Annotated in this window: 18 protein-coding genes; 16 read left to right on the top strand and 2 right to left on the bottom strand. The window is 73.4% G+C overall.

Annotated features, from left to right (window positions below; all coding sequences use genetic code 11):
- Nucleotides 1-44 precede the first annotated feature (44 nt).
- The 7 genes from pdxH to ACIBPB_RS03230 all read left to right on the top strand — a co-directional run bounded on the left by pdxH (nt 45) and on the right by ACIBPB_RS03230 (nt 6,152).
- Nucleotides 45-674, top strand: a complete 630-nt coding sequence (pdxH, locus tag ACIBPB_RS03260; RefSeq protein WP_396838172.1) for a pyridoxamine 5'-phosphate oxidase — start codon at nt 45-47, stop codon at nt 672-674.
- Nucleotides 671-1,960, top strand: a complete 1,290-nt coding sequence (locus ACIBPB_RS03255) for an MFS transporter (RefSeq protein ID WP_396837956.1) — start codon at nt 671-673, stop codon at nt 1,958-1,960. The genes pdxH and ACIBPB_RS03255 overlap by 4 nt, the downstream gene beginning before the upstream one ends.
- 65 nt (nt 1,961-2,025) lie before the next feature.
- Nucleotides 2,026-2,952 carry an aldose 1-epimerase family protein gene (locus ACIBPB_RS03250; protein WP_396837955.1) on the top strand — a complete coding sequence of 309 codons (927 nt, stop codon included), beginning with the start codon at nt 2,026-2,028 and terminating at the stop codon, nt 2,950-2,952.
- 2 nt (nt 2,953-2,954) lie between these two features.
- The gene (locus ACIBPB_RS03245) at nt 2,955-3,557 is read left to right on the top strand and encodes a nitroreductase family protein (RefSeq protein ID WP_396837954.1); all 603 of its coding nucleotides are present in this window, start codon (nt 2,955-2,957) and stop codon (nt 3,555-3,557) included.
- Nucleotides 3,558-3,686: 129 nt separating this feature from the next.
- Nucleotides 3,687-3,992, top strand: coding sequence for a type II toxin-antitoxin system VapB family antitoxin (locus ACIBPB_RS03240; RefSeq protein WP_046566293.1), 306 nt, complete (start codon nt 3,687-3,689; stop codon nt 3,990-3,992).
- 31 nt (nt 3,993-4,023) lie between these two features.
- Nucleotides 4,024-5,184 (top strand): acyl-CoA dehydrogenase family protein, encoded by a 1,161-nt coding sequence (locus tag ACIBPB_RS03235; RefSeq protein WP_357309527.1) that lies wholly within the window; start codon nt 4,024-4,026, stop codon nt 5,182-5,184.
- A gap of 203 nt (nt 5,185-5,387) precedes the next feature.
- Nucleotides 5,388-6,152, top strand: coding sequence for a DUF4230 domain-containing protein (locus ACIBPB_RS03230; RefSeq protein ID WP_357309530.1), 765 nt, complete (start codon nt 5,388-5,390; stop codon nt 6,150-6,152).
- Nucleotides 6,153-6,519: 367 nt separating this feature from the next.
- Here the strand turns inward: ACIBPB_RS03230 and ACIBPB_RS03225 are convergent, their stop codons facing one another.
- Nucleotides 6,520-6,717, bottom strand: a complete 198-nt coding sequence (locus ACIBPB_RS03225; RefSeq protein ID WP_357309534.1) for a PspC domain-containing protein — start codon at nt 6,715-6,717, stop codon at nt 6,520-6,522.
- Between the two features lie 598 nt (nt 6,718-7,315).
- Here ACIBPB_RS03225 and ACIBPB_RS03220 point away from each other — a divergent pair.
- The 9 genes from ACIBPB_RS03220 to ACIBPB_RS03180 all read left to right on the top strand — a co-directional run bounded on the left by ACIBPB_RS03220 (nt 7,316) and on the right by ACIBPB_RS03180 (nt 19,673).
- On the top strand, nt 7,316-8,686 hold the full coding sequence (locus tag ACIBPB_RS03220; RefSeq protein ID WP_396837953.1) for an L-serine ammonia-lyase: 1,371 nt from the start codon (nt 7,316-7,318) through the stop codon (nt 8,684-8,686).
- A 64-nt stretch (nt 8,687-8,750) separates the two neighbouring features.
- Nucleotides 8,751-9,578 carry an ABC transporter permease gene (locus ACIBPB_RS03215; protein ID WP_396837952.1) on the top strand — a complete coding sequence of 276 codons (828 nt, stop codon included), beginning with the start codon at nt 8,751-8,753 and terminating at the stop codon, nt 9,576-9,578.
- Nucleotides 9,579-10,322 (top strand): ABC transporter ATP-binding protein, encoded by a 744-nt coding sequence (locus tag ACIBPB_RS03210; protein WP_396837951.1) that lies wholly within the window; start codon nt 9,579-9,581, stop codon nt 10,320-10,322.
- The gene (locus ACIBPB_RS03205) at nt 10,319-12,298 is read left to right on the top strand and encodes a DUF5941 domain-containing protein (RefSeq protein WP_396837950.1); all 1,980 of its coding nucleotides are present in this window, start codon (nt 10,319-10,321) and stop codon (nt 12,296-12,298) included. Before ACIBPB_RS03210 ends, ACIBPB_RS03205 begins: the two co-directional genes overlap by 4 nt.
- A 16-nt stretch (nt 12,299-12,314) precedes the next feature.
- On the top strand, nt 12,315-14,507 hold the full coding sequence (locus tag ACIBPB_RS03200) for a CDP-glycerol glycerophosphotransferase family protein (protein ID WP_396837949.1): 2,193 nt from the start codon (nt 12,315-12,317) through the stop codon (nt 14,505-14,507).
- 158 nt (nt 14,508-14,665) lie between these two features.
- Nucleotides 14,666-15,973, top strand: a complete 1,308-nt coding sequence (locus ACIBPB_RS03195; protein ID WP_396837948.1) for an ABC transporter ATP-binding protein — start codon at nt 14,666-14,668, stop codon at nt 15,971-15,973.
- Between the two features lie 66 nt (nt 15,974-16,039).
- The gene (locus tag ACIBPB_RS03190; RefSeq protein ID WP_357309556.1) at nt 16,040-16,507 is read left to right on the top strand and encodes a DUF4442 domain-containing protein; all 468 of its coding nucleotides are present in this window, start codon (nt 16,040-16,042) and stop codon (nt 16,505-16,507) included.
- A 47-nt stretch (nt 16,508-16,554) separates the two neighbouring features.
- Nucleotides 16,555-17,304 carry a beta-phosphoglucomutase family hydrolase gene (locus tag ACIBPB_RS03185; RefSeq protein WP_396837947.1) on the top strand — a complete coding sequence of 250 codons (750 nt, stop codon included), beginning with the start codon at nt 16,555-16,557 and terminating at the stop codon, nt 17,302-17,304.
- Nucleotides 17,301-19,673 (top strand): glycoside hydrolase family 65 protein, encoded by a 2,373-nt coding sequence (locus ACIBPB_RS03180; protein ID WP_396837946.1) that lies wholly within the window; start codon nt 17,301-17,303, stop codon nt 19,671-19,673. Before ACIBPB_RS03185 ends, ACIBPB_RS03180 begins: the two co-directional genes overlap by 4 nt.
- Nucleotides 19,674-19,846: 173 nt before the next feature.
- Here the strand turns inward: ACIBPB_RS03180 and ACIBPB_RS03175 are convergent, their stop codons facing one another.
- Entirely contained in the window at nt 19,847-20,026 is a 180-nt protein-coding gene (locus tag ACIBPB_RS03175; protein ID WP_046568975.1) for a hypothetical protein, read from the bottom strand.
- Nucleotides 20,027-20,036: the final 10 nt, after the last annotated feature.

Below are 20,036 nucleotides of genomic sequence, written 5' to 3'. Positions count from 1 at the left end.
AAAGGACGGAGACTGTGACCGGCGACACACCAGCCCCGGCCGGCATGCGTAACGAGTACGCCGCCGACCTGGGCCTTTCCGAATCCGATCTGGCACCCGACTGGCACAGCCAGTTCGTCCGCTGGTTCGCCGACGCGGTGGCGTACCCGCTGCCCGAGCCGAACGCCATGGTGGTCGGCACCGCCGACGCGCAGGGCCGGCCGAGTGGGCGGACCGTCCTGCTGAAGGGGTACGACCCGGACGGCTTCGTCTTCTACACCAACTACGACTCCCGCAAGGGCGGCGAGGCGACCGCCAACCCGTGGGCCAGCCTGGTCTTCCCCTGGTTCCCGATGCAGCGGCAGGTGGTGGTCACCGGGCGGGTGGCCCGGGTCGACCGGGCCGAGACCGAGGCGTACTTCGCCAGCCGGCCGCGCGGCTCGCAGCTCGGCGCCTGGGCGAGCACCCAGTCCCGGGTGGTGCCGGACCGGGCCGCGCTGGACGCGGCGTACCGGGCGGCGGCCGAGCGCTTCGCGGCGGTCGCCGAGATCCCCACGCCGCCGCACTGGGGCGGGCTGCGGGTCCACCCCGAGACGGTGGAGTTCTGGCAGGGCCGGGCCAGCCGGCTGCACGACCGGCTGCGCTACCGGCGCACCGGGGACGGCGCCTGGACCACCGAGCGGCTGGCGCCGTGACGGGACTGAAGGAGGCCCGGCCGCGCGGAGCGCGCCGCTGGGCGATCGACCTGCGCCCGCTGCGGGTGCCCGCGTACCGGCGGGTCTGGCTCGGCAACGCGGTGGCGATGTTCGGTTTCCAGTTCACCGCCGTGGCCGTACCGGTGGAGATGTTCGCGCTGACCCGGGTCTCGTTCTGGGTCGGCCTGCTCGGCGTGGCCGGCTTCGTGCCGCTGCTGGTGTTCGGGCTCTGGGGCGGCGCGGTCGCCGACGCCCGGGACCGCCGCCGGGTGCTGCTGGCCGGCGGCGCGCTGCTCTGGGCGTCGACCCTGTCGCTGTTGCTCCAGGCGCTGTTCCGGGTCGGCAGCCCGACGCTGCTGCTGGTCCTGGTGGCGGTGCAGGCGATCGCCTTCGCGGTCACCTCGCCCACCCGCAGCGCGATCCTGCCCCGGCTGGTCCCGGCCGAGCTGATCCCGGCGGCCAGCACGCTCAACTACACCACCTTCACCGCGACCTCGGTGTTCGGGCCGCTCACCGCGGGTCTGATCTTCGCCGCCTGGCCCACCGAGGTCGGGCTGCCGATCGCGTACGCGGTGGACGCGCTGCTCTTCACCGTCTCGCTCTGGGCCACCCTGCGGCTGCCCGCCATGCCGCCCGAACCGGACCCGGGGGACGCGGCCACCCCACGCCGGGCCGGGCTGGCCAGCATCGTCGACGGCTTCCGGTACCTGGCCACCACGCCGGTGCTGCTGCTGTCGTTCGCCATCGACCTGATCGCCATGATCCTGGCCATGCCCCGGGCGCTCTTCCCGGAGCTGGCGCAGCACCGCTTCGGCGGCGGGGCGGCGGTCGGCTGGCTCTACAGCGCGATCGCGATCGGGGCGATGCTGGGCGGCCTCACCTCCGGCTGGATCGGCCGGGTACGCCGGCAGGGCCTGGCGCTGACCGTGGCCGTGGTCGGCTGGGGCGTGGCCATCGCCCTGGCTGGGCTGGCCCACCAGCTCTGGCTGGTGGTGGCGCTGCTCGGGCTGGCCGGCGCGGCGGACCTGGTCAGCGCGACGCTGCGGCAGTCGATGCTGCTGATCTACGCGCCCGACCGGATGCGCGGCCGGCTCCAGGGGGTCAACACGGTGGTGGTCGCCGGCGGCCCGCGCCTGGGTGACCTGCGGGCCGGCGCGATGGCCGCCGCGTTCGGCACCGGCGCGGCGATGGTCGCCGGCGGGCTGGCCTCCGCGGTGCTGGCGGTCCTGCTGGTGGCGGTCTTCCCGGCCCTGCTGCGCTACCGGGCGGCGGCCCGGCCGGACTGACCGACGGCTGGGACGGGCAGCGCCGGCCCGGCATCCCGGGCCCCGGACGGACTAAGGTCCCCGGCATGGAGAACGCCGGGTACCGGTCCCCGTCGGGGACGCAGTGGACCATCGCCGCCGACGGGCACGAGGCGGTCGTCGTCGAGGTCGGGGGCGGCCTGCGGACCTACCGCCAGGACGGGGTCGACCACGTCGACGGGTACGCGGAGGACGAGATCTGTGCCGGCTCGGCCGGGCAGATCCTGGCCCCCTGGCCGAACCGGATCCGGGACGGCGTGTACCGCTTCGGCGACCGGTCGTACCAGCTCGACCTGACCGAGCCGGCCCGGCACAACGCCATCCACGGCCTGGTCAACTGGGCCGCCTGGCAGCTCGTCGAGGCGGCCCCGGACGCGGTGACCCTCGGCTACGACCTGCCGCCGACCCCGGGCTACCCGTGGGCGTTGCGGCTGCGCACCCGGTGGAGCGTGGGGGCGGACGGGCTGCGCGCCGAGCACGAGGTGACCAACCTGTCCGGCGAGCCGGCGCCGTTCGGCTTCTCCGTCCACCCCTACCTGCGGTTGCCGAAGGCGGCCGTGGACGAGGTGTCGATGCGGGTGCCGGGGCGGAACCGGGTGCTGTTGGACAGCCGCCTGCTGCCGGTGGCCGCGACCGAGGTGGCCGGCACCGAGTACGACTTCACCGAGCCCCGCGTGATCGGCGCCGCGGTGCTGGACCTGGCCTTCGGCGACCTGGTGCGGGACGCCGACGGCGGCTCGTCGGTCACCCTGGCCGCGCCGGACGGGTCGGCGGTGCACATCTGGGCCGACCAGGCGTTCGGCTGGTGGCAGGTCTTCACCGGGGACACCCTCACCGGGGAGCGGTACCGCCGGTCGGTGGCGGTCGAGCCGATGACCTGCCCGGCGGACGCGTTCCGCTCCGGCCGGGATCTGATCATCCTCGAGCCGGAGCAGACCTGGCGGGGCGCCTGGGGCATCCGGCCGGGCGGCTGAGCGTGGAGTTCGCCGACGTCGTCCGCCGCCGCCGGATGGTCCGCAACTACGACCCGGACCGGCCGGTCCCGCCCGAGGTGGTGGAGCGGCTGCTGGCGCACGCGGTCCGGGCACCCTCGGCCGGGTTCGCCCAGGGCTGGGGTTTCCTGGTGCTGGAGGAGCCGGCGGACCGGGACCGGTTCTGGGCCGCGGCCACGCCGGGCGGCGGGGGCCGGGAACGCTGGCTGGCCGGGATGCGCCGCGCCCCGCTGATCGTGGTGCCGCACGCCAACGCCTCGGCCTACCTGGACCGCTACGCCGAGCCGGACAAGGGCTGGGCGGACCGGTCGACCGACCGCTGGCCGGTGCCGTACTGGCACGTGGACGCCGGTTTCGCCGCGCTGCTGATGCTGCTCACCGCGGTGGACGAGGGGCTGGGCGCGTGCTTCTTCGGCATCCCGCCGCAGCGGCTCGACGCGTACCGGGCGGCCTTCGGGGTGCCGCCGGAGTACCAGCCGATCGGTGCGGTGACGGTGGGCTACCCGGCGCCGGACCACCGGTCGCCGTCGCTGCGTCGGGGACGTCGGCCGATGGCCGAGGTCGTCCGGCGGGGCCGGTGGAGCTGAGGTGATTCGCCCGTCCCACGCGGGGGTACCGGCGTGGCGAAACCGACATGAGGGAGTAAAACGCGGTGTGCCGCGTGCGGTTAGGCTGGCACCGACATCACCGGCCGGGTAGGGGGAGGGAAGCGCGCCGTGATCTTCAGAGCGGTCCGGGACGGGCGGCCCTACCCGGAGCACAACCTCACGCTGAAGCAGTGGGCGGAGATCCCGCCGCGCCCGCTGCGGCTGGACCAGCTCATCACCACCAAGCGCGAGCTTGCGCTGGACAAGCTCCTCGCCGAGGACTCGACCTTCTACGGCGACCTCTTCCCGCACGTGGTGCAGTGGAACGGCGGCCTCTACCTGGAGGACGGCCTGCACCGGGCGCTGCGCGCGGCGCTCCAGCAGCGCAACCAGATCCACGCCCGGGTGCTGGTGCTCAGCGGTCAGGGCGAGTGACGTCTTCCTGAGTCTTCGTTAAGGTGGCCGCATGACTGCGCTGGACCTGCTGGACATCGACGCGTCGCTCAGCGAGGAGGAGCGGCAGATCCGCGCCGTCGTGCGCCGGCTCATCGACGACCGGGTCCGCCCGCACGTCGCCGGCTGGTACGAGGACGGCCAGGTCCCGGCCCGCGAGCTGGCCCGCGAGTTCGGCAAGCTCGGCCTGCTCGGCATGCACCTGACCGGGTACGGCTGCGCCGGCGCGACGGCCGTCGCGTACGGGCTGGCCTGCCTGGAGTTGGAGGCCGGCGACTCCGGGGTGCGTTCGCTGGTCTCCGTGCAGGGTTCGCTGGCCATGTACGCGATCTGGCGCTACGGCAGCGAGGAGCAGAAGCAGCGCTGGCTGCCCGCGATGGCCGCCGGCGAGGCGATCGGCTGCTTCGGGCTGACCGAGCCCGACCACGGCTCCGACCCGGCCTCGATGGCCACCCGGGCCCGGCGCGACGGCGACGACTGGATCCTCACCGGCAGCAAGATGTGGATCACCAACGCGCCGATCGCCGACGTCGGGGTGATCTGGGCGCGCACCGACGAGGGGGTGCGCGGCTTCGCCGTACCGATGGACACGCCTGGCGTGACGGCGCGCGAGATCCGGCACAAGATGTCGCTGCGCGCCTCCCTCACCGGGGAGATCGCCCTCGACGGCGTGCGGCTGCCGGCGGACGCCCGGCTGCCCGAGGCGGTCGGGTTGAAGGCGCCGCTGAGCTGCCTGACCGAGGCCCGGCACGGCATCGTCTGGGGCGCACTCGGCGCGGCCCGCGACTGCCTGGAGACCGCCCTGTCCTACGCGACCACCCGGACCCAGTTCGGCAAGCCCCTCGCGGGCTTCCAGCTCACCCAGGCCAAGCTCGCCGACATGGCCGTCGAGTGGAACAAGGGCCTGCTGCTCGCGCTGCACCTGGGCCGGCTCGCCGACAGCGGAAGGCTGCGGCCCGCGCAGGTCAGCGTCGGCAAGCTGAACAACGTCCGGGAGGCCCTCGAGATCGCCCGGCAGTGCCGGACCATCCTCGGCGCCAACGGGGTCTCCGGGGAATATCCGGTGATGCGGCACGCCAACAACCTGGAGAGCGTGCTGACCTACGAGGGCACCTCCGAGATCCACCAGCTGGTCATCGGCCAGCAGCTGACCGGGCTCTCCGCCTTCGCCTGAATCGACCACCGCGGCTCGCCGCCACCCTGCCTGCCGGGGCCCTCGACCCGCCGATCTTCGGCCCGGCGGGCTTCCCGGTGGATCAGTCCAGCGACTCCGTCGAAACCCGGATTCACCCGTTCGGGTCGCTCGACGAGCGACTGTCGCATGGTGGCCGTACCGTCATTCTCAGTCGATGTTTCTGACGAGGATGGTGAGGGGCGATGGCCCGCGACGGTGACATCAGCGAGCCCACCAGGGAGTTTCCGGAATACCCGACCGGGGAGTCGCTCCGCGCCCGGTCGGACGTTCCACCCGAGCCCGGGGCCGGTGCCCCGGCTTCGTCCGCGCGTCCGGTGCGCGGTCTGCTCGGGGTGCTCGGCGCGGTCGCGCTGGCCGTGGTGGTGCTGCTCGGCATCCAGGCCACCGGCCTCCTGCCGGACTTCCGCAACCCGTTCGCCAAGGAGCAGACCGACCGCAGCCAGCCGCCGCTGCTCAAGTCGATCCGCGACCTGAGCCGCTACGTGGCCGCCGAGGGCAACTTCCAGGTCGTCGTGGACGTGCAGAAGGACCGGCGCAACGTGCCCGACTTCCTGCTCAACGAGCGGACGCTCTTCGTCGGAGCCGGCCGGGTCGAGGCGTACGTCGACTTCTCCAAGATCGCGGACGGGGCGGTGGTGGTCTCCGACGACGGCAAGTCGGTCGAGATCAAGCTGCCGGCACCGCAGCTCGGCGAGACCGACCTCGACATGGACAAGAGCTACGTCTTCGCCGAGGAGCGCGGCCTGATCAACCGGCTGAACGACCTGGTGGGCGGCGACCCCAACCGGCAGCAGCAGGTCTACCAGCTCGCCGAGGACCGGATCGGCGCGGCCGCCCGGGACAGCGGGCTCACCGCCCGGGCCCAGGAGAACACCCGCAAGATGCTGGAAGGGCTGCTCCGCTCGCTCGGCTACACCAAGATCACGGTCAGCTACACCGCACCCTGAACGGCGGACCCCGACGCCCGCCCGGCCCGCCCGGGCGGGCGTTGCCGTGCTCATGGCCTGGTCGGGCGGGGCGGGCGTTGCCGTGTTCCCGGCCTGGTCGGGCGGGGCGGGCGTTGCCGTGCTCCCGGCCTGGTCGGGCGGGGCGGGCGTTGCCGTGTTCCCGGCCCGGTCGGGTGGGGTGGCCGTGTTTCCGGCCTGGTCGGGTGGGATGGGGGTTGCAGTGTTCCCGGCCTGGTCGGGTGGGGCGGGCGTTGCCGTGTTCCCGGCCTGCCGGACGGCCGCAGCCCGAGGCGCATCACCCCGGGAGCGGACGTCCTCGCCGGCGCGTTGCCGTGCTCGCGGCCCGCCGGGCGGGCCGCGCGGTGGGTCAGTACCGCACCCGGTCCTCGTTCGGCATCAGGATCCAGAGCACCAGGTAGACGATCACCTGGGTGCCGGGCAGCAGCAGGGACAGCAGGAACAGCAGCCGGACCATCCCGGCCGAGAGGCCGAACCGCTGGGCCAGGCCGGCGCAGACGCCGGCGAACATGCGCCCCTGGCGGGGCCGGACCAGTTTGCGACTCATCAGTCGTACTCCCAACTCCGCGGCGATCCGCCGCGCTGGATTCCAGGCTAGAAACGGTTACCTGCCGCGCCCTCGGTCCCGAGGAGGATCAGGGGCCCCGGCACCCGTAGGTGCTTACCCCGCCGGCCCCCCACCGACGCGCCCCGCTCTCCCGCCACCATCCCTGCCCCACCCGCCCCCGCTCTCTCGCCGCCATCCCCACTTCACGCGCCCCCGCTCTCCCGCTGCCGGCTGCTGCCCGATCGCCACCCGACCCGGCGAGGTTCTCCCGCATCCGGGGATCCGCGATTCGCATCCTGGGACGGCTGTAGATCTTGGTAAGAAACGGCCCCTATAAGGGCCGTTTCTTACCAAGATCTCGATGTCGGGACGTCCCGATGCCGAAAGGGCACCCGAGGCGCGGGGCCGGTCGTCGCCGGGGTGCCGAGGCGTGGGGTGAGGGGAGGCGAGCGGGCGGGTTCGGGTCGCCGGGTGAGCTGGGCGGGTAGGCTCGCCGGTCGGGCACCCGCAACCCGGGACCCGCCCGCCGTCCCGGCCCCGGGGCGGCACCACTCGGTCCGCGCCCGCACGACGGGCGCGGCGGCGAGGAAGTGCAGCCATGATCAGTGTTTTCGACCTCTTCAGCGTCGGCATCGGGCCGTCCAGCTCGCACACGGTAGGGCCGATGCGGGCCGCCCGGACCTTCGTGACCGGGCTCAAGGCCGACGGGGTGCTCGCCGACGTGGCCGGCGTACGGGCCGAACTCTTCGGTTCGCTCGGCGCCACCGGGCACGGCCACGGCAGCGACCGGGCGGTGCTGCTCGGGCTGGAGGGGGAGGCCCCGGAGACCGTCGACACGGACACCGTCGGGCCCCGGGTGCAGCGGATCCGCACCGAGCGGCGACTCGGCCTGCTCAGCGTCCAGGAGGTCGACTTCGACCCGGACCGGGATCTGGTGCTGCACCGGCGCCGCTCGCTGCCGTACCACCCGAACGGGATGACCTTCGTGGCCCTGGACGCGGCCGGGAACCAGGTCCGGGCCCGGACCTACTACTCGGTGGGCGGCGGGTTCGTGGTCGACGAGGAGGCCGCCGGGGCCGACCGGATCAAGCCGGACGCCACCCGGGTCCGGTACCCCTTCCTCACCGGCGCGGAACTGCTCGCGGTGACCGCCGGGACCGGGCTGTCGATCAGCGAGGTGATGCTCGCCAACGAGCTCTCCTGGCGCAGTGAGGCCGACGTCCGGGCCGGGCTGCTGGAGATCTGGCGGGTGATGCGGGAGTGCGTGGCGCGCGGCTGCGAGCGCGACGGCGTGCTGCCCGGCGGGCTCAAGGTCCGCCGCCGGGCCGCCGAGCTGCGCCGGAGCCTGGCGGCCGAGGCGAACGCCAGTGACCCGCTGCGCGCGATGGACTGGGTCACCCTCTTCGCCCTGGCGGTCAACGAGGAGAACGCGGCCGGCGGGCGGGTGGTCACCGCCCCGACCAACGGCGCCGCCGGGATCATCCCGGCCGTGCTGCACTACTACACCCGCTTCGTGCCGGACGCCTCCGAGGAGGGGGTGGTCCGGTTCCTGCTCGCCGCCGGCGCGATCGGCGTGCTGTTCAAGGAGAACGCCTCGATCTCCGGGGCCGAGGTCGGCTGCCAGGGCGAGGTCGGCTCGGCCTGCTCGATGGCTGCGGCCGGGCTGGCCGAGGCGCTGGGCGGCACCCCCGAGCAGGTGGAGAACGCCGCCGAGATCGGCATGGAACACAACCTGGGGCTCACCTGCGACCCGGTCGGCGGCCTGGTGCAGATCCCGTGCATCGAGCGGAACGCGGTGGCCAGCATCAAGGCGATCACCGCGGCCCGGCTGGCGCTGCGCGGCGACGGGGTGCACCACGTGTCGCTGGACAAGGTCATCAAGACCATGCGGGAGACCGGCGCGGACATGAAGGTCAAGTACAAGGAGACGGCGCGGGGCGGGCTCGCGGTCAACGTGATCGAGTGCTGAACCCGAAGGGGTGACGCGGCCGGTACGAGCGCCGGCGCCGGGTGCCGGCGGCGAGGATGGGACGGTGACGACAGGAGTCGCCGCGCTCTGGTCGGCCCGCCACTCGCTGCGCATCCTGGTCCGGCGGGACCTCGCGGTGAAGTACCAGCAGTCCGTGCTGGGTTACCTCTGGTCGCTCATCGAGCCGCTCGGCATGGGCCTGATCTACTGGTTCGTCTTCGGCGTGCTCTATTCCGGCGCCACCCGCCGGCACCTGGGTGACGCGGCTGGGTCGTACCCGCTGTTTCTGATCACCGGCATCTTCGCCTGGATGTGGGCCAGCTCGGCGCTGACCGAGGCGACCAACGCGCTGACCGGGCAGGCCCGGCTGATCACCACGATGAACGTGCCCCGCCAGGTCTTCCCGATCGGCCGGGTCACCGGCCGGTTCGCCGAGTACCTCGCCGGCCTGCCCATCCTGATCGCCATCGCGGCGGTCTACGCGGCGCACGGCGAGATCCACCCCGGCTGGTCGCTGCTCGCCCTGCCGCTGGCCGTCGGGGTGCAGTTCGTCCTGCTGGTGGGAGTGGCGCTGCTGCTCTCCGCGGCCAACGTGCTGATGCGGGACATCGAGCGGTTCATGCGGCTGATCATCCGGCTGCTCTTCTACGCCACCCCGATCATCTACCCGCTCACCCTGGTCCGGGACTCCGGCATGCCGGCCTGGGTGAAGTTCGGGTACGAGCTGAACCCGCTGGTCGGCATCTTCCAGCTGCACCACGCGATCTGGTACCCGGACGAGTTCCCGGACGCCCGGCTGCTCACGGTGACCGTGCTGGGCAGCCTGCTCGTGCTGGCGCTCGGCTGGTGGTCGTTCCGCCGGCTGGAACCGGCCGTGCTCAAGGAACTCTGAATGGCGGCGATCATCGAGGCGGACGGGCTCGGCATCCGGTTCGTCCGCAACCGGCGCCGCCAGCTGCGGCTGCGCGAGCTGCTGATCCACCGAGGCGCGCGGGACGCCGGGGCGGGCGACTTCTGGCCGCTGCGGGACGTGTCGTTCCGGATCGAGCCGGGTGAGACCGTGGGGGTGATCGGGCGCAACGGCACCGGCAAGAGCACGCTGCTGCGGCTGATCGCCGGGGTGCTGATCCCCGACGAGGGCCGGATCCGGGTCCGTGGCGACGTGGCCCCGCTGCTGGAACTCTCCGCCGGCTTCTCCAACGACCTCACCGGCCGGGAGAACCTCTACCTGGTCGGCGGCCTGCACGGCCTCTCCGCCGGCTACCTGCGGCAACACTTCGACGAGATCGTCGCGTTCGCCGGGGAGCAGATCGAACGCTCCATCGACACCTCGGTCCGGCACTACTCCTCGGGCATGAAGGTGCGGCTGGGTTTCGCGGTGATCGCCCAACTGCCCCACCCGATCCTGCTGATGGACGAGGTGACCGCGGTCGGGGACGCGGAGTTCCGCGCGAAGTGCTATGCGACCATCGAGCGACTCCTCGCGGAAGGGCGCACGCTGGTGCTGGTGTCACACAACGAAAAGGACCTCACCCGGTTCTGTCGTCGGGGGCTCTACCTCGACGCCGGACGGTTGACCGTCGACGGGACCATCGACGAGGCGCTGCGGGCGTACGCCGGCGGGGCCAAGCGGTGACGCTCGCGATCGTGCTCGCCGCGGGTGCCGCGGCGGGCCTGACCACCGACGCCGGGGAGCGCCTGGCCGACCGGCTCGCCGGGCAGTGGCGGGACGCCGGGGCGGCCGACGTGCGGGTGGCCGCCGACCTGTCCGAGCTGGCCGCGCTGGTCACCGGCGCCACCGGCCCGGTGCTGGTCAGCGGGGCCGACCTGGTGGCGCACACCGCCGTGCTCCGGCACCTGGCCACCAGTCCGGTCGGCCCGACGGTGGCCCTGGTGCTGACCGACCCGCCGGCGATCGGGCAGGCCACGGTCCGGGAGGAACGCGGCCAGGTCGTCGGCGTCGACGAGCCCGCGGGGGCGACCGGGGTGTTCGGCGGCGCGCTGCGGGTCGGGCCGGGGGACCTGCCGGCCCTCGCGGCCGCCGCCCGCACGGCGGCGGGCCAGGGGGGCACCGTGGACCGGCTCTTCGCCGCGCTCGCGGCCGCCGGCACGCTGACCTTCGCCCACCGGGTACGCCTGCTCGTGGCGCACCGGGTCGGCACGGAGGCGGAGCTGCGGGCGGCCGAAGCGGCGGTGGCCGGGGTCGACGAGGACCGGGCGGAGCTGCGCCTGTCGGTGAAGGAGCGGGACGACTTCTTCACCACCTTCTTCGTCAGCACCTGGTCCCCGTACGTGACGAAGGCCGCCGCCCGGCTGCGGTTGACCCCGACCGGGGTGACCATGATCTCGGTGGCCTTCGCGGTGGCCGCCGCGCTGCTCTTCGCGGCCGGTGGGCGGCCCGCCCTGGTGGCCGGCGGGGTCCTGCTCTACCTGGGCTTCGTGCTGGACTGCGTGGACGGGCAACTGGCCCGCTACACCCGGCACTTCAGCGCCTGGGGCGGCTGGCTGGACACCATGGCGGACCGGGCCAAGGAGTACGTCGTCTACGCCGGCCTCGGCTACGGCGCCACGCACGCCGGCTTCCGCCACGGCTGGGCGCTGGCGATCGCCGCGATGACCCTGCAGACCGTGCGGCACATGACCGACGCCTGGTACGGCGTGCTGCACGACGAGGCGGCCCGGCGACCGCGCCCGGCGGCCGGGGCGGCCGGCGGCATCGGCGGGAAGCTGAACGCCGCCTCGACGAAGGTGCAGGCGGACACCGGCTCGGTGTCGTACTGGCTGAAGCGGACGGTCGTCTTCCCGATCGGCGAGCGGTGGGCGCTGATCGCGCTGGCCGCCGCGCTCTTCGGCCCGCTGGTGGCGCTCTGCGCGGTGCTGGTCTGGGGCACGCTGGCGTTCGCGTACACCGGGGCGTTGCGGACCCTGCGCGCCCGGTGGATGAAGGTGCCGGTGCTGACCACGGTCGACGTGACCCTGCACCGGGACGACGGGCCGCTGGTCCGGCGGTTCGCGGCGGCCCTGCCGGCGGGCCTGACCCGCGTCCTGCTGCGCGCCGCCCGCCCCGGGGTGGGCGTGCTGTGGCTGACCGTGCTGCCGGCGCTGGCGCCGCTGGCGCTGCTCCTGCTCGCCTGGCGCTGGGGTGCGGACACGCCGGGCTGGCTGGTGGGGGTGGCCGTGCTGGTCTGGCTGCTGGCCGCGGTGGGTGTCCGGGCCACGCCGGACGGGCCGCTGGACTGGCTGGTCCCCGCCGCGCTGCGGGCCGGGGAGTACCTGTTCGCGATCGCCGTCGGGGTGGTCGGCGACGCGCCCGCCTGGCTGATCTTCGGGTACGTCTTCGTGCTGACCCTGCACCACTACGACCTGACCGCCCGGCTGGAGAAGCGGCAGGCCGCGCCGCCGCTGCACGCCGCCTCGCTGGGCTGGGAGGGGCGCTCCATCCTGCTGGCCGCAGCGGCAAACGCCGGAATCGTGAGCATTGCTCTGGCTACACTCGGTGCGTACCTTCTCGTGGTTTTTGTCGCGAGCGTGGCCCTCGCCTGGGTGGTCCTGCCGGCCCGCGCCCGCCGGACCCCGGTCCCGGTGAGCGGGGGTGAGCGCTTGCCGGGCTGACGGAGGGCCGGCCGGGATGACTCTGCTCAGCTTCGTCGTACCGGCCTACCTGGTGCAGGGCTACCTGCGGGAGTGCCTCGACTCGATCCTGGAGCAGCCCTACGGCGACCTCGAGGTGATCGGCATCGACGACGCCTCCCCGGACGGCAGCGGCGAGATCCTGCTCGAGTACGCGGACCGCGACCCCCGGGTCCGCCCGGTCCGCCTCACCGAGAACGCCGGCCTCGGTCCGGCCCGCAACATCGGGCTGGACCGGGCCGTCGGCGAGTACGTCTGGTTCGTCGACGGGGACGACTGGCTGGTCCCCGGCTGCCTGCCGCACGTCGCCGACCGGCTGCTGGCGACCCGCCCGGACGTGCTGATCGTCGACCACGTCCGGGCCCACTGGAACAACACCGGCACCCGCAGCGCGATGCGCGACGTCTTTCCCGAACCGGTGGGCGCGGAGACGTTCCGGCTGCGGGACCGGCCGGAGGCGGTACGGCTGCTGCACACCGCCTGGAACCGGGTCCTGCGGCGGGAGTTCCTGCTCGACCGCGGGCTGCGTTTCGAACCGGGCTGGTACGAGGACGTCTCGTTCAGCTATCCGGCGCTGATGGCCGCCGACCGGATCGGCGTGCTCGACCGGGTCTGCCTCAACTACCGGCAGCGCCGTACCGGGGCGATCACCCGGACCCGGGGCGACCGGCACTTCGAGGTCTTCGCCCAGTGGCACCGGGTGTTCCGGCTGATGGACCGGTGGGGGCCGGCGGTCGCCCCGCTGCGCCCGGCCGTCTTCGAGCGGATGATCTGGCACTACCTGACGGTGCTGGGCAACGGCGAGCGGATCGCCGCCGAGCTGCGGCCGGCGTTCTTCGCCCAGATCCACGCCGACCACGTCCGCTTCCGGCCGCCCGAGGGATATCCGGTGCCGGCCGGCGTGGAAGGGCTGAAGCACCGGCTGGTGGCGGCCGGGCGGTGGCGGACCTTCAGCGCGCTGCGCGACGCCAACCAGGTGGCCGAGACGGCCGCGCGGGTCGCCCGTCGGGCCCGGCGCCGGGTGCTGCCGAAGGCGCGGCGGGCCGCCCGGCGGGCCCGGGACGCGGCGCTGCGCGAGTACTACCGGGCCGAACTGCACCGGCCGCTGGACCCGAGCCTGGCCGTCTACGCCGCGTACTGGTACCGGGGGTACTCCTGCAATCCGGCCGCGATCTACGCGGCGGCCCGCCGGCTCGCGCCGCAGGTGCGCGGGGTGTGGATCGTGCGGCGGGACCGGGTGGCCAGCCTGCCGCCGGGCGTGGAGTACGTGGTCGCGGGCAGCCCGGGCTACTACCGGGTGCTGGCCCGGGCCCGCTGGCTGGTCAACAACGTCAACTTCCCGGACTTCGTCCGCAAGCGGCCCGGCTCGGTGCACCTGCAGACCCACCACGGCACCCCGGTCAAGGTGATGGGGCTGGACCAGCAGCGGTATCCGGTCGGCGCGATGGGGATGAACTTCACGAAGCTGCTGCACCGGGTGGACCGCTGGGACTACAGCGTCAGCGCGAACAGCTTCTCCACCCAGATGTGGGAGCGGGCGTACCCGGCCGGGTACACCTCCCTCGAGGTCGGCTACCCCCGCAACGACCGGCTCGCCCTGGCCACCCCGCAGGAATGCCGCCAGGTCCGCGCGGAGCTGGGCCTCGGCCCCGACGAGTACGTGGTGCTCTATGCCCCGACGCACCGGGAGCACCTGCCCGGCTGGCGGCCGCCGTTCGATCCGGACCGGATGCTCGACGCGCTCGGCCCGTCCGGCCGGCTGTTGATGCGCAGCCACTACTTCCACGACCGGGACCGGCGGCCCCGCGGTGCGGCGGCGGCCGGCGGGGTGCTCGACGTGAGCGGTCACGACTCGGTGGAGGACCTCTACCTGGCGGCCGACGTGCTGGTCACGGACTATTCGTCGGCGATGTTCGACTACGCCGTGCTGGACCGGCCGATCGTGGTGTACGCCCCGGACTGGGACGCCTACCGGGTGGCCCGGGGGGTCTACTTCGACCTGCTCGCCGAGCCGCCCGGGGCGGTGGCCCTCGACTTCCCGGCCCTGCTCGACGTCTTCCGCTCCGGCACGGTACGCGGGCCGGCGGCCGAGCGGGCTCGGGACCGGTTCCGGGCCCGGTTCTGCGCGCTGGACGACGGCCACGCGGCGGAGCGGGTGGTCCGGCGGGTCTTTCTCGGCGAGCTGGCCTGAGCGGGGTTACCGACGGGTCACCTTACTGATCGGTACCCGCCGATCCGCTGTAATCGGTCTGTCACGGAAGGAACATGGAACGTTTACCCGATGTGCTGATCCGATGATCCTGGTCACAGTCATGTCCGGGTTCAGCCGAGCAGCTGGGGGAGGAGACGGTGACCACCGTCGCGCTCAAGGATGTCACCAAGGTCTTCCAGGACGGAACGGTCGCGGTCGACACCATAAATCTGGACGTCAATGACGGCGAGTTCATGGTGCTGCTGGGCCCTTCGGGTTGCGGCAAGTCCACCGTGTTGCGGATGGTGGCCGGATTGGAGGACCCGACCACCGGGGCGGTGATGCTCGACGGTGAGGTCGCCAACGACCTGCCACCGCGGGACCGGAGGATCGCCATGGTCTTCCAGGACTTCGCGCTGTACCCGCACATGACGGTCGGCGACAACATCGGCTTCCCGCTGCGGCTCGCCGGCGTCGAACCGTCCCCGCGCGGGGAGCGGATCCACGACGTGGCGAGCGCGCTCGGCATCGGCGACGTGCTCGGCCGCAAGCCGAGCCAGCTCTCCGGCGGCCAGCGGCAGCGGGTGGCCATGGGCCGGGCGATAGTGCGCCGGCCCGGACTGTTCCTGATGGACGAGCCGCTCTCCAACCTGGACAGCGGCCTCCGTGCCGAGTTGCGCGCCGAGATCTCCGGCCTCACCCGCGAGCTGGGCGTCACCACCATCTACGTCACCCACGACCAGGCCGAGGCGCTGACCATGGCCGACCGGGTCGCCATCATGCGCAAGGGCGTGCTCCAGGACGTCGGCACCCCCACCCAGGTGTACGGCCGGCCGGCGACCCTGTACGTGGCCGCGTTCCTCGGCAGCCCCCGGATGAACCTGCTGGAGGCCTCGGTCTACGTCCACCTCGACCGGTACGTCGCGCTGAACCTCGGCGAGCAGTCGCTCTATCTGCCCTGGGACGACATCCGCAGCCGGGCGGTCGCGCACTACCACGGCGAGCGGATCGTGGTGGGCATGCGGGCCGAGGCGCTCACCCCGGTCGCCCCGGACACGCCGGGTGACGTGCTCCAGGGCCGGATCCGGTACCTGGAGCACCACGGCCACGAGTCGCTGGCCTTCCTCGACATCGGCGCCACGGCCATCGTGGTGGACGAGATGGGCACCCCGGTGGAGAACGCCCTGCCCGGTCAGCGCGGCCTGCGCCGGTTCGGTCAGGTCATGCAGCGCCTCACCGGCCGGGCCGCCGAGGCGCCGGAGGCCGCCGCCCCGATCGGCGGCGGGAACCGGACCAGCGTGCTGCCGGACCCCGGCCGGCACCACCGCCGCCCGGCCGAGCTGGCCGTCCGGCTGGCCCCGTACCCGGCGGTGTCGGCGGGCCATCCGCTCTCCGTGCAGATCCGGATGGACGCGCTGCACTTCTTCGACGAGCGGGGTGACCGGATCGATGTCGGCTGGCGCTGATTCCGGCCTCCCCGGGCGGCGAGGCCGGCCTTGCCGGGGCTGGTTACTGGCGAGTAGCGTTCGGTCATGACCGTCGACTCTCGCCAGGTCGCGGCCGGTCTCCTGGAGGCCGTGCCGTTCGCCCGCACGCTCGGAATCGAATTCGTCGAGGTCGCGCCCGAGGCCGAGGGCGGGGTACGCGCCGTCGTCCGCCTGCCCGACGACCCGGCCCACCACAACCACGTCGGCGGCCCGCACGCCGGCGCCATGTTCACGCTCGGGGAGACCGCCTCCGGCGCGGTGGTGCTCGCCGCCTTCGGCACCGTGCTCGACCGGGCGGTGCCGCTCGCGGTGACCGCCACCATCCGCTACCAGAAGGTCGCCGTCGGGCCGGTGCGGGCCACCGCCCGGCTGGGCCGTGCCCCCGCCGAGGTGCTCGCCGAGCTGGACGCCGGGCAGCGGCCCGAGTTCCCGGTCGAGGTGGAGATCGGCACCGAGGACGGCACCGTCACCTCGGCGCTCACCGTCGTCTGGACGCTCCGCCCGAACCGCTGACGGCCGAATCGGGTTTGCCCAGCGGGGCCGGTGGATAGATTCAGGCAATGCTGGGCCTACCCGCTCACGTGACCGCCTGTCTCTTCGACCTGGACGGCGTCCTCACACAGACCGCCAAGGTGCACAACGCCGCCTGGACCCAGACCTTCGACGCCTTTTTGAAGCAACGGTCGGCCGCCACCGGCGAGCCGTTCCGCCCGTTCGACCCCGGCCCGGACTACAACCGGTACGTGGACGGAAAACCGAGAGCCGACGGCGTACGCTCCTTCCTCGCCTCGCGGGGGATCACCCTGCCCGAGGGCGGCCCCGACGACCCGCCCGAGGCGGACACGGTCAACGGGGTGGGCAACCGGAAGAACGCCATCCTGCTGCAGCGCATCGCCGACGGCGGCGTCGAGGTCTACCCGGGGTCGGTGCGCTACCTGGAGGCGGCCGCCGCCAGCGGGCTGCGCCGCGCGGTCGTCTCGGCCAGCGCCAACTGCGCCGCGGTGGTCGCCGCCGCCGGGCTGGACCGGCTGCTGGAGGCCCGGGTGGACGGCGTGGTGGCCCGCGAGCGGGGGCTGCGCGGCAAGCCGCACCCCGACACCTTCCTGGCCGGCGCGCAACTGCTCGGCGTGGCGCCCCGGCAGGCCGCGGTCTTCGAGGACGCCCTCGCCGGGGTGGCCGCCGGCCGGGCCGGCGGCTTCGGCTACGTGGTCGGCGTCGACCGGGTCGGCCAGGCCGACGAGCTGCGCGCGCACGGCGCCGACGTGGTGGTCACCGACCTCGCCGAGCTGATGACGGAGCCGGCCCGGTGATCCGGGAACGGGCCTATCCCGTCGAACCGTGGCACGTCCGGGAGATCCGGCTCGACATGGACGTGCTGGCCCAGTCCGAGTCGGTCTTCGCCCTCTCCAACGGGCACTTCGGGCTGCGCGGCAACCTCGACGAGGGCGAGCCGCACGGCCTGCCCGGCACCTACCTCAACTCCTTCTACGAGCTGCGGCCGCTGCCGTACGCCGAGGCCGGCTTCGGCTTCCCCGAGTCCGGGCAGACCGTCGTCAACGTCACCAACGGCAAGCTGATCCGGCTGCTGGTCGACGACGAGCCGCTCGACGTCCGGTACGGCGAGCTGCTCTCCCACGAGCGGGTCCTCGACCTGCGCGCCGGCACCCTGCACCGCGAACTGCACTGGCGCTCACCGGCCGGCCGGGACGTCAAGGTCCGCACCACCCGGCTGGTGTCGTTCACCCAGCGGGCGGTCGCCGCGATCCACTACGAGGTGGAGGCGCTGGAGGGGCCGCTCCGACTGATCCTCCAGTCCGAGCTGGTGGCTAACGAGGCGCTGCCGCCACAGAGCCGCGACCCCCGGGTGGCCGCCGTGCTCGAGTCACCGTTGCAGGCCGAGGAGCAGCTGACCACCGACGACGGCGGCCTGCTCATCCACCGCACTAAGGTCAGCGGGCTGCGGGTCGCCGCCCAGATGGCGCACGACGTGGACGCCCCGGAGCGCACCAGCATCGAGTCCGAGGGCTACGAGGACTGGGTGCGCACCACCATCGGCTGCGTGCTCAAGCCCGGGCAGAAGCTGCGGGTGGTGAAGTACCTGACGTACGGCTGGTCCAGCCGGCGGTCGCTGCCCGCGCTGCGCGACCAGGTCGGGGCGGCGCTGGCCGCGGCCCGGCTGGACGGCTGGGACGGGCTGCGCCGGGAACAGCGGGAATACCTGGACGGGTTCTGGGACGCCGCCGACGTGCGGGTCGAGGGGGACCCGGAGGTGCAGCAGGCGGTCCGGTTCGGTCTCTTCCACGTGCTCCAGGCCGGCGCCCGGGCGGAACGCCGGCCGATCGCCGCCAAGGGCCTCACCGGTCCCGGGTACGACGGGCACGCGTTCTGGGACACCGAGATGTTCGTGCTCCCGGTGCTCACCTACACCCAGCCGGGCGCGGTCCGGGACGCGCTGCACTGGCGCTACTCGACGCTCGCCCAGGCGCAGGAGCGGGCCCGGACGTTGAACCTGCACGGGGCCGCCTTCCCGTGGCGGACCATCGAGGGGCCGGAGTCATCGGCGTACTGGCCCGCCGGGACGGCCGCCTTCCACATCGCCGCCGACGTGGCCGACGCGCTGCGCCGCTACGTGCTCGCCACCGGCGACCAGGCGCTGGAGGAGGAGATCGGGCTGGAGTTGCTGGTCGAGACGGCCCGGCTCTGGCGCTCGCTCGGCCACCACGACCGCAGCGGCCGGTTCCACATCGACGGGGTGACCGGCCCCGACGAGTACACCGCGGTCAAGAACGACAACGTCTACACCAACCTGATGGCGCAGCGGAACCTGCTCACCGCCGCCGACTGCGCGATGCGCCACCGGGACCAGGCCCTCGACCTGGGCGTCAGCGAGGAGGAGGCGGCCGCCTGGCGGGACGCCGCGCACTCCATGCACCTCCCGTACGACCCGGAGGCCCAGGTGCACGGGCAGGTGGAGGGCTTCACCCGGTTGCAGGAGTGGGACTTCGAGCACACCCCGCCGGAGAAGTACCCGCTGCTGCTGCACTACCCGTACTTCGACCTCTACCGGAAACAGGTGGTCAAGCAGGCGGACCTGGTGCTGGCCATGCACTGGCGGGGGGACGCGTTCAGCGACGACGAGAAGGTCCGCAACTTTAACTACTACGAGCGGCGTACCGTGCGGGACTCCTCGTTGAGCGCCTGCACCCAGGCGGTGATGGCGGTCGAGGTCGGCCACCCCGAACTGGCCCACCGCTACCTGCGCGAGGCCGCCCTCATGGACCTGCACGACCTGAGCGAGAACACCCGCGACGGGGTGCACATGGCCTCGCTCGCCGGCACCTGGCTGGCGCTGGTGGCGGGCTTCGGCGGCCTGCGCGACCACGACGGGACGCTCTCCTTCTCGCCCCGGCTCTCCAGCCGCCTCAGCCGGCTGGAGTTCGCGCTGCAGTGGCGGGGGATGCGACTGCGGGTGGACGTCCGACCGCACCAGGCCACGTACTCGCTGCGCAACGGGGGAGCGGACACCGTGCTGACCCTGCGCCACCACGGCGAACCGGTCCGGGTCACCGCCGCCCAGCCGGTCACCGTGCCGGTGCCGCCGGCGCCACCGACCGGGCCGCCACCGGAGCAGCCCCCGGGCCGGTCACCCCTGATGCACCTGCCGGAGAACCTGAGCTGAGCCGCCCCGGACCGCGTGGTCACCGCACCTGAGCCGCCCGGGCCGCGTGGTCACCGCACCTGAGCCGCCCCGGACCGCGTGGTCACCGCACCTGAGCCGCCCGGGCCGCGTGGTCACCGCACCTGAGCCGCCCCGGACCGCGTCATCGCGGTCCGGGGCGGCGCAGGCGTACGTCAGAACTGGCGGCCGTTGGACGGCCGGCCCCCGGCGTCCCGCGGCGCCGCCGCCTTCGGGTCGTCGGCGGTGCGGGCCAGCGAGGCGCGGTCCGCCCACTCCGACGAGCCCTTCAACTCCTCTTCGCGGCGCTTCTGCTCGGCGAGCTCCTGCTCCCGGGACCTGTCCTGTTTCGCCATGACGATCCTC

It is taken from the genome of Micromonospora sp. NPDC049836, assembly GCF_044465125.1.
Classification (GTDB): Bacteria; Actinomycetota; Actinomycetes; order Mycobacteriales; family Micromonosporaceae; genus Micromonospora.
This window is presented reverse-complemented; position numbering and strand designations above follow the sequence as displayed.

Bases quoted from the DNA above. Each gene is read 5' to 3' on its own strand.
- pdxH (WP_396838172.1), top strand. From the start codon at position 45: ATGCGTAACGAGTACGCCGCCGACCTGGGCCTTTCCGAATCCGATCTG.
- ACIBPB_RS03250 (WP_396837955.1), top strand. From the start codon at position 2,026: ATGGAGAACGCCGGGTACCGGTCCCCGTCGGGGACGCAGTGGACCATC.
- ACIBPB_RS03235 (WP_357309527.1), top strand. From the start codon at position 4,024: ATGACTGCGCTGGACCTGCTGGACATCGACGCGTCGCTCAGCGAGGAG.
- ACIBPB_RS03230 (WP_357309530.1), top strand. From the start codon at position 5,388: ATGGCCCGCGACGGTGACATCAGCGAGCCCACCAGGGAGTTTCCGGAA.
- ACIBPB_RS03225 (WP_357309534.1), bottom strand. From the start codon at position 6,717: ATGAGTCGCAAACTGGTCCGGCCCCGCCAGGGGCGCATGTTCGCCGGC.
- ACIBPB_RS03220 (WP_396837953.1), top strand. From the start codon at position 7,316: ATGATCAGTGTTTTCGACCTCTTCAGCGTCGGCATCGGGCCGTCCAGC.
- ACIBPB_RS03210 (WP_396837951.1), top strand. From the start codon at position 9,579: ATGGCGGCGATCATCGAGGCGGACGGGCTCGGCATCCGGTTCGTCCGC.
- ACIBPB_RS03200 (WP_396837949.1), top strand. From the start codon at position 12,315: ATGACTCTGCTCAGCTTCGTCGTACCGGCCTACCTGGTGCAGGGCTAC.
- ACIBPB_RS03190 (WP_357309556.1), top strand. From the start codon at position 16,040: ATGACCGTCGACTCTCGCCAGGTCGCGGCCGGTCTCCTGGAGGCCGTG.
- ACIBPB_RS03185 (WP_396837947.1), top strand. From the start codon at position 16,555: ATGCTGGGCCTACCCGCTCACGTGACCGCCTGTCTCTTCGACCTGGAC.
- ACIBPB_RS03175 (WP_046568975.1), bottom strand. From the start codon at position 20,026: ATGGCGAAACAGGACAGGTCCCGGGAGCAGGAGCTCGCCGAGCAGAAG.